The following is a 12852-nucleotide window of genomic DNA, read 5'->3' as shown; positions in this document are numbered from 1 at the left end:
TTTTCGAGAAGAATAATTTAGGTAAAAGGTAATTATGGGCAAAGCTCTTGTAATAGTTGAGTCCCCGGCAAAAGCCAAAACGATTAATAAATATTTAGGAAATGACTACGTGGTTAAGTCCAGCGTCGGTCATATCCGCGATCTGCCAACCAGTGGCTCAGCCGCTAAAAAAAGCGCCGACTCAACCGAAGAAAAAACAAAGAAAAAAGTAAAAAAGGATGAGAAAACCGCGCTGGTTAATCGTATGGGCGTTGACCCTTTCCACGGTTGGGAAGCGCAATACGAAATACTGCCTGGCAAAGAGAAGGTGGTGGCCGAGTTAAAAGCGCTGGCGGAAAAAGCTGACCACATCTATCTCGCAACCGACCTTGACCGCGAAGGAGAGGCGATTGCCTGGCATTTGCGGGAAGTGATTGGTGGTGATGAAAAACGTTTTAGCCGCGTTGTTTTTAACGAAATAACCAAAAATGCCATCCAGCAGGCGTTTAACCAACCGGGCGAATTAAATATCGACCGGGTCAATGCTCAACAGGCGCGTCGCTTTATGGACCGCGTGGTGGGCTATATGGTTTCTCCGCTGCTGTGGAAAAAAATTGCCCGTGGCCTGTCGGCCGGACGCGTGCAGTCGGTGGCGGTACGTCTGGTGGTTGAGCGCGAAAAAGAGATCAAGGCGTTCGTTCCCGAAGAATATTGGGAACTGCATGCCGATCTGCAATCGAAAGATCAGATTTCGCTGCAAATGGAGGTAACCCATCACCTCGAAAAAGCCTTTAAACCGGTCAATCGTGAACAGACCCATGCTGCGGTGGCGCTGCTTGAAAAAGCCCGTTACGACGTGGTGGATCGCGAAGACAAACCGACCAGCAGCAAGCCGGGTGCACCTTTTATTACCTCCACGTTGCAACAGGCGGCCAGTACCCGTCTGAGCTTTGGCGTGAAGAAAACCATGATGATGGCGCAGCGTCTGTATGAAGCCGGTCATATCACCTACATGCGTACTGACTCCACTAATCTGAGTCAGGATGCGGTTGAGATGGTGCGTGGTTATATCGGTGATAATTTTGGCGAAAAATATTTGCCGAAAGCCGCCAATCAGTACAGCAACAAAGAGAATTCTCAGGAAGCGCACGAAGCCATTCGTCCTTCTGATGTCAAGGTGCTGGCTGAAGAACTGAAAGATATGGAAGCCGACGCGCAGAAACTGTATCAGCTGATCTGGCGTCAGTTTGTCGCCTGTCAGATGATGCCTGCCCAGTACGACTCCACCACCCTGACGGTGAAAGCGGGCGATTACTCGCTGCGCGCCAAGGGCCGTACCTTGCGCTTTGACGGTTGGACTCGCGTAATGCCGGCATTGCGCAAAGGTGACGAAGATCGCACGCTGCCACCTATTGAAGTGGGCACTACCCTTGAGCTGCAACAGCTGCTGCCTACCCAGCACTTTACCAAGCCACCGGCTCGTTTTAGTGAAGCCTCGCTGGTTAAAGAACTGGAAAAACGCGGTATCGGCCGACCTTCCACCTATGCGTCGATCATTTCGACCATTCAGGATCGCGGCTATGTCCATGTTGAAAACCGCCGTTTTTACGCCGAGAAAATGGGCGAAATCGTCACCGATCGTCTGGAAGAAAACTTCCGCGAACTGATGAACTATGATTTCACCGCGCGAATGGAAGATGGGCTGGACCAGGTGGCCAACAACAAGGCGGAATGGAAAGGGGTGCTCGATGACTTCTTCGTCCAGTTCAGCCAGCAGTTGGAAATTGCCGAGAAAGATCCGCAAGAAGGCGGTATGCGGCCTAATCAGATGGTGATGACCACTATCGACTGTCCGACCTGTGGCCGCGAAATGGGCATTCGTACGGCGACTACCGGGGTATTCCTCGGTTGCTCGGGCTATGCGTTACCGCCGAAAGAGCGTTGCAAAACCACCATTAACCTGGTGCCGGAAGCGGAAGTGCTTAACATCCTCGAAGGTGACGAAGCCGAAACCAATGCCCTGCGTGCACGTCGCCGCTGTGAAAAGTGTGGCACGGCCATGGACAGCTATCTGATCGATAACCAGCGTAAACTGCATGTCTGTGGTAACAACCCGGCCTGCGACGGTTATGAGATCGAAGAGGGCGAGTTCCGCATTAAGGGCTATGACGGCCCGATCGTTGAGTGCGAAAAATGTGGCTCCGAAATGCACCTGAAAATGGGGCGTTTTGGTAAATACATGGGCTGTACCAACGAAGAGTGCAAAAATACCCGCAAGATTTTGCGTAACGGCGACGTGGCGCCACCAAAAGAAGATCCGGTGCCATTGCCTGAGTTGGCTTGCGAAAAATCGGATGCCTATTTTGTGTTGCGTGATGGTGCAGCCGGGGTCTTCCTGGCGGCCAATACCTTCCCGAAATCTCGCGAAACCCGTGCGCCTTTGGTTGAAGAACTGCTGCGTTTCAAAGATCGTTTACCTGAAAAGTTGAGCTATCTGGCCGATGCGCCGGTTGCTGATCCTGAAGGTAACAAAGCGATGGTGCGTTTCAGCCGCAAGACCAAACAGCAATATGTCTCCTCTGAGAAAGAGGGCAAAGCTACCGGCTGGACGGCGTTCTTTGTTGATGGCAAGTGGGTCGAAGGCAAAAAGTAAATAATTTGCTGCGTTAACCCCCAGTAAAGGTTAAAAACCAGCCACCATGGCTGGTTTTTTTATGCAATACAGGTCAATGCCGATTAGAATTTACAGTCAGCTATTGTGCGACAATGACGCGTTTTGGCGAAATAGTGATTTACTTTCCTGCGTCATGCGTTAAAAATGATTGAAAAAATAGACTGTTGTTATATAAAATATTTTTTTATGCATTATTTGAATTAAGCAGCTCACACCATAAATAATAGCTATTCCTTGCTGCCCGCAACGGCAGGATGAGAGTGGACAGGGTTTCAAACTAGGATGGTATAAGATATGAAATTGCAGCAGCTGCGTTACATCGTAGAAGTTGTTAATCACAATCTGAACGTCTCTTCGACGGCAGAAGGCCTTTACACCTCACAGCCAGGCATCAGCAAACAAGTGCGCATGCTGGAAGACGAGCTGGGGATCCAGATCTTTGCCCGCAGCGGCAAGCATCTTACCCAGGTCACGCCTGCGGGCCAGGAAATTATTCGCATCGCCCGTGAAGTGCTGTCAAAGGTGGATGCGATTAAAGCCGTAGCCGGAGAACATACCTATCCTGATAAAGGCTCGCTGTATGTTGCTACCACGCACACCCAGGCGCGCTACGCCTTGCCTAACGTCATCAAAGGCTTTATCGAGCGTTACCCAAGGGTATCCCTGCATATGCATCAAGGATCGCCTACGCAAATCGCTGAGGCCGTTTCCAAGGGCAATGCCGACTTTGCCATTGCCACCGAGGCGCTACATCTTTACGAAGATCTGATTATGCTGCCTTGCTACCACTGGAATCGCGCCGTGGTGGTGCAGCCCGACCATCCGCTGGCGGGTAAAGATAAAGTCACCATTGAAGAGTTGGCCGCCTATCCGATAGTCACTTACACCTTTGGTTTTACCGGTCGCTCAGAGCTGGATACGGCGTTTAACCGTGCTGGCCTGACGCCGCGTATCGTGTTTACTGCCACCGATGCCGATGTGATTAAAACCTATGTTCGTCTCGGACTGGGCGTAGGGGTGATTGCCAGTATGGCGGTAGACCCGGTGCAGGATCCGGATCTGGTTATCGTCGATGCCAGCGATATTTTCACCCACAGCACCACCAAAATCGGCTTCCGACGCAGTACCTTCCTGCGCAGCTATATGTATGACTTTATTCAGCGCTTTGCACCACACCTCACCCGTGACGTGGTCGACAGCGCCATTGCCCTGCGCTCCAATGAAGATATTGAAGTGCTGTTCAAAGATATTAAACTTCCCTATAAATAACCGGCTATTTTCCGCCAGGTCGCCATTCAGCGGCGACCTGGCGCGCAAGCCTCACGCCTGTCTTCCTCTCTTGTTGTGTCCCTCTGTGACCCCTTTTTGCCCACTGCCGCTTGCTACTGGCACAGCAGGTTGCCAGATCGTCCGTTAGCTACGCGTGTTGTTATAAAAAGGTTAATTAAATTTTGTGTTATGTTTATAAGAACACTTACCCTCTGCTGGGTCTTTGCCCGCAATACCCGGGTAGGTCGCCTGATAACACAATAAAAGCGTTAACAAGGAGAAGCTATGTCGTCCGATCTTCGCAAGAATAGTCAGGATAAGCTGGCAAACCTCGATAGGGAATATCACTTTTACAGCTTACCCAAGGCCGCCGCGCGGCTGGGCAATATTGACCGCTTGCCCAAATCCCTGAAAGTGCTACTGGAAAACCTGCTGCGTAACCTGGACGGTGAAACCGTCACCGAGGCTGACCTGCAGGCGATTGTCGACTGGCAAAAAAACGGCCATGCCGAGCGCGAAATAGCCTATCGCCCGGCGCGAGTGCTGATGCAGGACTTTACCGGTGTACCGGCCGTGGTTGACCTTGCTGCCATGCGACAGGCGGTAGAGCGCCTGGGCGGGGATGTGAATCAGGTTAATCCGCTGTCGCCGGTGGACCTGGTGATCGACCACTCGGTTACCGTCGATGCCTTTGGTGACCAGGAGGCTTTTGCCGAGAACGTCAAGCTGGAGATGGCTCGCAACCATGAGCGTTATCTCTTTCTGCGTTGGGGACAAAAAGCTTTTAACCGTTTTCGCGTGGTGCCACCGGGTACCGGTATTTGTCATCAGGTCAACCTTGAGTATCTCGGCCAGACTGTATGGCATGAACAGCAAAACGGCCAGGAGGTTGCCTATCCCGATACGCTGGTGGGCACCGACTCGCATACCACCATGATTAACGGCCTTGGCGTGTTGGGCTGGGGCGTCGGCGGCATAGAAGCCGAGGCGGCGATGCTGGGACAACCGGTCTCGATGCTGATCCCCGACGTAGTGGGTTTTAAGCTGACCGGCAAACTTGGCGAAGGGATCACCGCCACCGACCTGGTCTTGACCGTGACGCAGATGCTGCGCCAGCATGGTGTGGTCGGTAAATTTGTTGAGTTCTACGGCGACGGACTGGCTGATCTGCCGCTGGCGGATCGGGCGACGATCGCCAATATGTCGCCAGAATTTGGTGCCACCTGCGGATTCTTCCCGGTGGATGAAGTGACGTTGAGCTATATGAAACTCAGCGGCCGCAGCGATGAACAGATTGCACTGGTACAAGCCTACAGTGAGGCGCAGGGGCTGTGGCGCTCTCCGGGGGATGAGCCGATTTTTACCAGCACATTAGCGCTGGATATGGCCCTGGTGGAGTCAAGCCTTGCCGGGCCGAAACGGCCACAGGACCGGGTGGCATTAGGCCAGGTACCGCAGGCGTTTAACGCCGCCACCGAGCTGGATCTGGGCGGCAGTTCATCCCGCCACCAGGAGAGCGTCGAGTTTAACTATCAGGGGCATCAACATCAGTTGACCACCGGGGCGGTGGTGATTGCAGCCATCACTTCCTGTACCAACACCTCCAACCCTAGCGTACTGATGGCCGCCGGACTGCTGGCGAAAAATGCGGCAGCCAAAGGGTTGCAAAGCAAGCCCTGGGTGAAAACCTCGCTGGCCCCTGGATCGAAAGTGGTGACCGAGTATCTCAATGCTGCCGGATTGATGCCGGAATTGGAAAAACTGGGGTTCAATCTGGTAGGTTACGGCTGTACTACCTGTATTGGTAACTCCGGACCGCTTCCGGCACCGATTGAAGCGGCGATCAAGCAGGGGGATCTCACCGTCGGCGCGGTGCTGTCCGGTAACCGTAATTTTGAGGGGCGTATTCATCCGTTGATTAAAACCAACTGGCTGGCGTCGCCACCGCTGGTGGTGGCCTACGCGCTGGCCGGCAATATGCGGGTAGATTTGACGCATGATGCGCTGGGTGAAGACCGCGAGGGCAATCCGGTCTATCTGCGTGATATCTGGCCGTCCGCCAATGAAATTGCCAAAGCGGTAGAGCAGGTGAAAACCGCGATGTTCCATAAAGAATACGCCGAGGTGTTCAACGGGGATAAAAACTGGCAGAGCATCCAGGTGGCGGGGACGCCAACCTATGCCTGGCAGCAAGACTCCACCTATATTCGTCATCCGCCTTTTTTTAGCGACATGAAGGCTGAGCCCGATGCCCTGGTGGATATCAAAGACGCCCGTATCCTGGCCATTCTTGCCGATTCGGTGACCACCGACCATATCTCTCCGGCAGGGAATATCAAAACCGACAGCCCGGCAGGACGTTATCTCAGTGAGCACGGCGTGACACCCGACGACTTTAACTCTTACGGGTCAAGACGCGGTAACCACGAGGTGATGATGCGCGGTACCTTTGCCAATATTCGTATTCGCAACGAGATGGTACCCGGCGTGGAAGGCGGCGTGACCCGGCATATTCCTTCTCAGGAACGCCTGGCTATCTACGACGCGGCCATGCGCTATCAGCGTGAAGGGGTACCGTTGGCGGTGATTGCCGGTAAAGAGTACGGGTCCGGTTCCAGCCGTGACTGGGCGGCGAAAGGGCCAAGGCTGCTTGGCGTGCGGGTGGTGATTGCCGAATCTTTTGAACGGATCCATCGCTCAAATCTTATCGGCATGGGCATCTTGCCGTTGGAGTTCCCGGCTGGCACTACGCGGAAAACTCTCGGGCTGCAAGGGGATGAAACCCTGAGCGTCAGCGGTTTGCAGTCGCTGCAACCGGGTCAACAGGTCGCGGTGCATATTACCTATGCCGACGGTAAAAAACAGGTGATCCAGGCGCGTTGTCGCATTGATACCGGCACCGAGCTAACCTATTTTGAAAACGGTGGTATTTTACACTATGTGATCCGCAAGATGCTGTAGACGAAAAACAGCCATCTGTTGGCATAAAAAAAGCACCGGGAGGCCGGTGCTCAGACTGCTGACAAAGTCCATTATTAGGGAGAGTGCACCGTTGGGGTCGTAGCGGGCTTGCCCGCCGGAGCGCCCCTAGGTGTGCTATGCCCGGGTATCTCGATCATCAAGACGACTTTGTCATCAAACTCAGCACCGGGAGGCCGGTGCTTCTGATGGTCATCAAACCCACAGCACTTACTTATCCAACAGATGACCCATTTTGGCCGCTTTGGTGGCCAGATAGCGTTCATTTTTTGGATTGCGGCCAACGATTAACGGGACTCGCTCTATAATGTTGATCCCGGCTTCTGACAGAATTTCGACCTTTTTCGGGTTATTGGTCAGTAGTCGCACGGCGTCAACACCCAACAGTTTAAACATGTCGGCACAGAGGGTGAAATCACGCTCATCGGCAGCAAAGCCCAATTGATGATTGGCCTCGACAGTATCATAGCCCTTATCCTGCAAGGCATAAGCGCGGATTTTATTGAGCAGGCCGATATTACGCCCTTCCTGACGGTGGTACATCAGGATGCCACGTCCCTCTTCAGCGATATGGTTCATTGCTGCTTCCAGCTGAAATCCGCAATCACAGCGCAGGCTGAACAATGCATCCCCTGTCAAACATTCAGAGTGCACGCGTGCAAGCACAGGCGTATCGCCGGTAATATCACCAAAAAGCAGAGCCAGGTGATCGTGCCCGGTTGCCAATTCTTCAAAACCTACCATCAGGAAGTCGCCCCAAGGCGTTGGCAGTTTGGCTTCTGCCACCCGTTTCAGCTGCATGTTACTCTCCAAAACCTACATATTTTTTAATTCTTGTGGCGCATCCTACGTAGAGAGGAACAGGTTGACCAGCAAAACCGGTGCCTTTCTGAACCCTTCTTGTGAGGCTGTGATGATATTGCCATAAAAATCCTCGGCGGATAGTCTGGCAATTATTCTAAATAATGATAACTAATAAGATAATGATAACTAAGAAACATTATTTACAACGATAACATTCACGTCTGGACGGCACTGCCAAGCGTTGCTTAGAATGCTCTATTATACCTGTGATTGTTGCCAAACTTTAGATATTAGGGTCATTTCATGTTTCAAATTACTAAAAGGACTAGCAGTGCTGCTTTGCTCCTGTTGCTGATGCCGGCAGGAGTATGGATCAGCGGTTGGCTATGGACACCCGGCATGAGCGATCTGATATTACGCCCATTATACTGGATAACCGAGACAGTAAGTGCTCCCTGGGGGATACTGACCAACACCTTGTTGTGTATCTGGTTTCTGTGGTGTCTGCGTTTTCGCATCAAACCGGCGATAGGTCTGGTGGTGATCCTGATTGCCGCCGTATTGCTGGGGCAGGGGGTGAAGACCTATGTCAAGAATCAGGTACAGGAACCGCGTCCCTATGTCCAGTGGCTGGGTACCAGCCAGCAGATGGACGTGACAGCTTTTTATCAGCAGAAAAGTAAACTGCGCAGCAAGCAGGTCAGGCAGGAGCTGGAAAACAGTACGCTGATCCCGCAGTGGCTGAGTAAAAGCTGGCAGAATGATACCGGTTTTGCTTTTCCTTCCGGTCATACCATGTTTGCTGCCAGTTGGGCACTGCTGGGCGTCGGGTTGCTGTGGCCACGCAGGCACTACAAAACCGTCGCCGTGTTGATGGTTTGGGCAGTGTTGGTGATGGGCAGCCGCTTGCTGCTGGGCATGCATTGGCCCAGAGATCTGCTGGCTTCAGTGGCCATCAGTTGGTTACTGGTCACCCTGTCATGCTGGTTGACGCAACGACTGTGCGGTCCTTTGACGATCCCGCCGCAGGAGCAACAGGAGATCACCGAGCGCGAAGTGGAATAAGCCTGGCAGACTTTGTTTTGCAGTTATCACCCCCATATCCTGTTTAGGCCTGTTGCGTTGCGCTTGGCGGTTGTATGAACTTTCTGCAATCCAGACAATATCCGGTCTCAAAATTTCCCAGCTGCGGTGGGAAATGCTAACTTATTAGGTCAGGACGTCAGTTTTTGGCATAATTTATCCGGACTCTCCGGCGTTACAGGAATGAATGTGAAATATTTGCTGATTTTTTTGTTCGTACTGGTCATCGTCGTGATTTCAATCACTCTGGGTGCCCACAACGATCAGGTTGTGACCTTCAATTATTTGCTGGCGCAAGGCGATTACCGCGTTTCCACACTGTTGGCGGTACTGTTTGCCACCGGTTTTGTGCTGGGATGGATTATCTGCGGTCTGTTTTATTTACGCGTACGTCTGTCCCTTAGCCGTGCACAGCGTAAAATCAAACGTCTTGAACAACAAATTGCTCCGGCAACGGCCGGGCCTGACGTGCAGCCTGCAGTCAGTAAGGAATAATCCCCTATGTTAGAACTGCTGTTTCTGTTATTGCCCGTCGCCGCCGCTTATGGCTGGTATATGGGGCGCAGAAGCTCACAACAGGATAAACAGCAGAACGCCAACCGTTTATCGCGCGAATACGTGGCAGGGGTAAACTTTTTACTCTCCAATCAGCAAGATAAAGCGGTGGACCTGTTTCTCGACATGTTGAAAGAGGACAGTAACACCGTTGAAGCGCATCTGACCCTCGGTAACCTTTTCCGTTCCCGTGGTGAGGTTGATCGCGCCATTCGCATTCATCAGTCATTGATGGAAAGCGCCTCGCTGACCTTTGAACAGCGGTTGTTGGCGGTTCAGCAACTCGGACGCGACTATATGGCCGCCGGGTTTTATGACCGTGCAGAAGATATGTTTAATCAGTTGCTTAAAGAGCAGGACTTCCAGTTGTTTGCCTTGCAGCAACTGCTGATTATTCACCAGGCGACCAGCGATTGGCAGAGCGCTATCGATGTCGCCGAAAAACTGGTCAAACTGGGTAAAGATAATAAGCGTCAGGAGATTGCCCACTTTTACTGTGAACTGGCGCTGCAGGCGATGTCCAGTGACGATCTCGACAAGGCCAGCAACTTGCTGAAAAAGGCGGCCTCGGCGGATAAACTTTGTGCTCGCGTTTCTATTATGCAAGGGCGCATTCTCTTGGCGCAGGGCGAGTACAGCAAAGCCGCCGATGCCCTTAAGCGAGTACTTGAGCAAGATAAAGAGGTGGTGAGTGAAACTCTGCCCATGTTGCAGGAGTGCTATCAACACCTTAATAACCAACTGGAATGGGCCGAATTTCTTAAACGCTGCGTTGATGAGAATACCGGAGCAACGGCAGAGTTGATGCTGGCCGAGATTTTACAGCAGGAAGAAGGGCGGGAAGTGGCACAACTGTATATCAACCGGCAGTTGCAGCGGCATCCTACCATGCGCGTTTTCCATCATCTTATGGACTACCACCTGGCGGATGCAGAAGAAGGGCGTGCAAAAGAGAGTCTGGTATTACTGCGTGACATGGTGGGGGAACAGATCCGCACCAAGCCACGCTACCGTTGCCATAAATGTGGCTTTACGGCGCATTCGCTTTATTGGCACTGTCCATCATGCCGGGCATGGGCGACAGTAAAACCTATTCGCGGCCTCGATGGACAATAATAGGTCCGTCTTATTTCTTTTTACTCTGGCTTTTATTCAGCAATAAGCGCAGTTTTTTCAGCTCTTTTTGCGTCAGGGCCGGTTCGATGTTTTCGCTCAAGTGCTGGTTATCGACTTCTGATTCAGTGGCCTTGGCTTCTTTTTTCTCTTTTTTATCTTTGGTGACGGCAAAGCTATGTTCAAGGCGTGCACAGACTTCCACACTGAGTGAATGTTCTGCAGCAAGCGCAGCTTCGCGGATTTGCTCTTTCAGCACCAGAGGGATTTTAATAGTAAGTGTAGATATCTCGCTCATTTTTAAGCTTTCCTTTAGATAAAACATCAAGCTATGCCAGCCAGCGTAGACTGTCTAGCCATTCATAAAAAATTCATCAAACTGTCACATCATCCACGGCTGGGCTTTATGGCTTGTGCCATGTAGAATGCGGGCGTCAAAAATTTTACTCTGGTCACAATCTGTCAGCTTAGTGCAGCCTTGACTGCTCGGCGGTGGCCAGTGTTTCCCGGTCTTATTGCATAAAACATACAAAAGGTTGAAGAAATGAAGTCAGAAAATAATCCCGATAACAACGACTTGAAATCATCACCAATTGTAGTCGCCCTTGATTACGCCGACAAATCCGCCGCGCTGGCTTTTGTTGATCGTATCGATCCCCGTGACTGCCGTCTCAAAATCGGCAAAGAAATGTTCACTTTGTTTGGACCGCAGTTGGTCAGAGATCTGCAATCGCGGGATTTTGATGTCTTTCTCGATCTGAAATTCCATGATATTCCCAATACCGTGGCACATGCCATTGCCGCCGCCGCCGATCTGGGCGTATGGATGGTCAATGTTCACGCCAGCGGCGGCGCGCGAATGATGCGCGCCGCCAAAGAAGCGCTGCAACCTTTTGGTAAAGAAGCTCCTTTGCTGATCGCTGTCACCGTACTGACCAGCATGGAAGCCAGTGACCTGGCGGAGTTGGGCATCAATTTGAGTCCGGCTGATTATGCACTGCGCCTGGCAACCCTGACCCGTGACTGTGGTCTTGACGGTGTAGTCTGTTCCGCCCAGGAAGCGGTTGGTTTTAAAAGCCAGTTAGGCCAGGCATTTAAACTGGTGACGCCGGGTATTCGTCCTGCCGGCAGCGCCGCCGATGACCAACGTCGGGTGATGACGCCGTTGCAGGCGCAACAGGCCGGGGTGGATTATATGGTGATTGGACGTCCTATTACTCAGTCGGCTAATCCCGCACAAACGCTGCGCGATATCCGTGCATCACTGCTGTAAGGAAAATTGCCGATGAACAATGATAATAACAGCCGTTTGGTCTATTCCACCGACAGTGGCCGCATTGATGAACCTAAAGCCAAGGTAGAGCGGCCAAAAGGTGACGGTATTGTGCGTATCCAACGCCAGACCAGCGGCCGTAAAGGCAAGGGGGTTTGTCTGATCAGCGGACTCGATCTGGATGATGCCGCGCTGGATAAGCTGGCCGCCGAGCTGAAGAAAAAGTGTGGCTGTGGCGGATCTGTCAAAGAGGGTGTTATTGAGATCCAGGGGGATAAGCGCGATTTGCTTAAGCAGTTGCTTGAGGTTGCAGGGTATAAGGTCAAACTTGCCGGCGGCTAACCCCCCCCTGCGTCCTTGACCCTGTAGCTGTGTTGGCTGCACTTGTTCGCCCGAATCACTGACTGGTGTCAGCTCATCGGGACTCGCTCGTTTGCCGCCTTGCTACAGCGCCAATGACTTTGGGGTAGCCTGCGTCCTTGACCCTGTAGCTGTGTTGGCTGCACTTGTTCGCCCGAATCACTGTAGCCTTGGCTCTATTTATTGCGGGGTTGACTCAAAGATATCGGCGGTAAAAAATAAAAAACAATCTGCTGCCATATTTATTAATAAGCAGCAGATTGCTAATAATTACGCGATTATTTTTGCGATTCTATTTATTAATTTTAAACAGAACCCGGGTCTTCAGAAAATAAATGACTGAATATTTTAGCGGCAAATTTATCAGCACAAACATGATGACTGATAATACCGCTAAAATGAGCATATTTTATCTGCTTACCTGATGGCCAATGATGCCACCTACGGCAGCACCACCGACGGTGCCCAAGGCACTACCATTGGTTAGCACTGCGCCGCCCAGGGCACCGGCACCGGCACCAATTGCCGTATTGCGATCGCGGTGAGACCAGTTACCACAGGCGCTCAGAGACAGAGTCAGGGCAAACACCAGTCCAATACTGGCGATACGTTTATTTAATTGCATGGTCGTGCTCCTCGGAAAGGATCTTACTTAAACCTTATCAGTATAGATAATAACTGCCATTTCAGCGGAATTGTTTTCCGCTGCTAGCTGCGTTTTATCCTGGAAGTTGCAGCTGTGTTAGTGCTTCTGTTGATCTAT

11 protein-coding genes are annotated in these 12852 nt (G+C 51.8%); 8 read left to right on the top strand and 3 right to left on the bottom strand.

Going from position 1 to position 12852, the window contains the following annotated elements:
• Window positions 1-34 precede the first annotated feature (34 nt).
• The 3 genes from topA to acnA all read left to right on the top strand — a co-directional run bounded on the left by topA (window position 35) and on the right by acnA (window position 6883).
• On the top strand, window positions 35-2632 hold the full coding sequence (topA, locus tag GW590_RS17840; RefSeq protein ID WP_169404435.1) for a type I DNA topoisomerase: 2598 nt from the start codon (window positions 35-37) through the stop codon (window positions 2630-2632).
• A gap of 315 nt (window positions 2633-2947) precedes the next feature.
• Window positions 2948-3922 (top strand): HTH-type transcriptional regulator CysB, encoded by a 975-nt coding sequence (gene cysB / locus GW590_RS17835; RefSeq protein ID WP_169404434.1) that lies wholly within the window; start codon window positions 2948-2950, stop codon window positions 3920-3922.
• 285 nt (window positions 3923-4207) lie between these two features.
• On the top strand, window positions 4208-6883 hold the full coding sequence (acnA, locus tag GW590_RS17830) for an aconitate hydratase AcnA (protein WP_169404433.1): 2676 nt from the start codon (window positions 4208-4210) through the stop codon (window positions 6881-6883).
• A 228-nt stretch (window positions 6884-7111) separates the two neighbouring features.
• Here the strand turns inward: acnA and ribA are convergent, their stop codons facing one another.
• Window positions 7112-7702: a GTP cyclohydrolase II gene (gene ribA, locus GW590_RS17825; protein WP_169404432.1), complete on the bottom strand. Its 591-nt coding sequence runs from the start codon at window positions 7700-7702 to the stop codon at window positions 7112-7114.
• Between the two features lie 306 nt (window positions 7703-8008).
• On the opposite strand from ribA, the gene pgpB reads away from it, so the two are divergent.
• From pgpB to lapB, 3 genes are all read left to right on the top strand, one after another.
• Window positions 8009-8770 (top strand): phosphatidylglycerophosphatase B, encoded by a 762-nt coding sequence (gene pgpB, locus GW590_RS17820; RefSeq protein WP_169404431.1) that lies wholly within the window; start codon window positions 8009-8011, stop codon window positions 8768-8770.
• Between the two features lie 207 nt (window positions 8771-8977).
• On the top strand, window positions 8978-9283 hold the full coding sequence (locus GW590_RS17815) for a LapA family protein (protein WP_169404430.1): 306 nt from the start codon (window positions 8978-8980) through the stop codon (window positions 9281-9283).
• A gap of 6 nt (window positions 9284-9289) precedes the next feature.
• On the top strand, window positions 9290-10459 hold the full coding sequence (gene lapB, locus GW590_RS17810; protein WP_169404429.1) for a lipopolysaccharide assembly protein LapB: 1170 nt from the start codon (window positions 9290-9292) through the stop codon (window positions 10457-10459).
• A 10-nt stretch (window positions 10460-10469) separates the two neighbouring features.
• Here the strand turns inward: lapB and GW590_RS17805 are convergent, their stop codons facing one another.
• A complete protein-coding gene (locus GW590_RS17805; protein ID WP_169404428.1) occupies window positions 10470-10754 on the bottom strand; it encodes a hypothetical protein in 285 nt (94 codons plus the stop codon).
• A gap of 246 nt (window positions 10755-11000) precedes the next feature.
• Between GW590_RS17805 and pyrF the strand changes: the two genes are divergently transcribed.
• Window positions 11001-11729 (top strand): orotidine-5'-phosphate decarboxylase, encoded by a 729-nt coding sequence (pyrF, locus tag GW590_RS17800; RefSeq protein ID WP_169404427.1) that lies wholly within the window; start codon window positions 11001-11003, stop codon window positions 11727-11729.
• Window positions 11730-11741: 12 nt separating this feature from the next.
• Window positions 11742-12071, top strand: coding sequence for a stress response translation initiation inhibitor YciH (yciH, locus tag GW590_RS17795; protein ID WP_169404426.1), 330 nt, complete (start codon window positions 11742-11744; stop codon window positions 12069-12071).
• A gap of 427 nt (window positions 12072-12498) precedes the next feature.
• On the opposite strand, the gene osmB is transcribed toward yciH, so the two are convergent.
• On the bottom strand, window positions 12499-12714 hold the full coding sequence (osmB, locus tag GW590_RS17790) for an osmotically-inducible lipoprotein OsmB (RefSeq protein ID WP_169404425.1): 216 nt from the start codon (window positions 12712-12714) through the stop codon (window positions 12499-12501).
• Window positions 12715-12852: the final 138 nt, after the last annotated feature.

Origin of the sequence: Rouxiella aceris (assembly GCF_012933545.1) — a bacterium.
Taxonomy (GTDB): Bacteria; Pseudomonadota; Gammaproteobacteria; order Enterobacterales; family Enterobacteriaceae; genus Rouxiella; species Rouxiella aceris.
The sequence above is the reverse complement of the archived record's forward strand: the minus strand, read 5'-3'. Positions and strand labels throughout refer to the sequence as shown.

What these genes read in the sequence shown, in the direction of transcription:
- topA (WP_169404435.1), top strand. Translation starts at nt 35, where the DNA reads ATGGGCAAAGCTCTTGTAATAGTTGAGTCCCCGGCAAAAGCCAAAACG.
- cysB (WP_169404434.1), top strand. Translation starts at nt 2,948, where the DNA reads ATGAAATTGCAGCAGCTGCGTTACATCGTAGAAGTTGTTAATCACAAT.
- acnA (WP_169404433.1), top strand. Translation starts at nt 4,208, where the DNA reads ATGTCGTCCGATCTTCGCAAGAATAGTCAGGATAAGCTGGCAAACCTC.
- ribA (WP_169404432.1), bottom strand. Translation starts at nt 7,702, where the DNA reads ATGCAGCTGAAACGGGTGGCAGAAGCCAAACTGCCAACGCCTTGGGGC.
- pgpB (WP_169404431.1), top strand. Translation starts at nt 8,009, where the DNA reads ATGTTTCAAATTACTAAAAGGACTAGCAGTGCTGCTTTGCTCCTGTTG.
- lapB (WP_169404429.1), top strand. Translation starts at nt 9,290, where the DNA reads ATGTTAGAACTGCTGTTTCTGTTATTGCCCGTCGCCGCCGCTTATGGC.
- GW590_RS17805 (WP_169404428.1), bottom strand. Translation starts at nt 10,754, where the DNA reads ATGAGCGAGATATCTACACTTACTATTAAAATCCCTCTGGTGCTGAAA.
- pyrF (WP_169404427.1), top strand. Translation starts at nt 11,001, where the DNA reads ATGAAGTCAGAAAATAATCCCGATAACAACGACTTGAAATCATCACCA.
- yciH (WP_169404426.1), top strand. Translation starts at nt 11,742, where the DNA reads ATGAACAATGATAATAACAGCCGTTTGGTCTATTCCACCGACAGTGGC.
- osmB (WP_169404425.1), bottom strand. Translation starts at nt 12,714, where the DNA reads ATGCAATTAAATAAACGTATCGCCAGTATTGGACTGGTGTTTGCCCTG.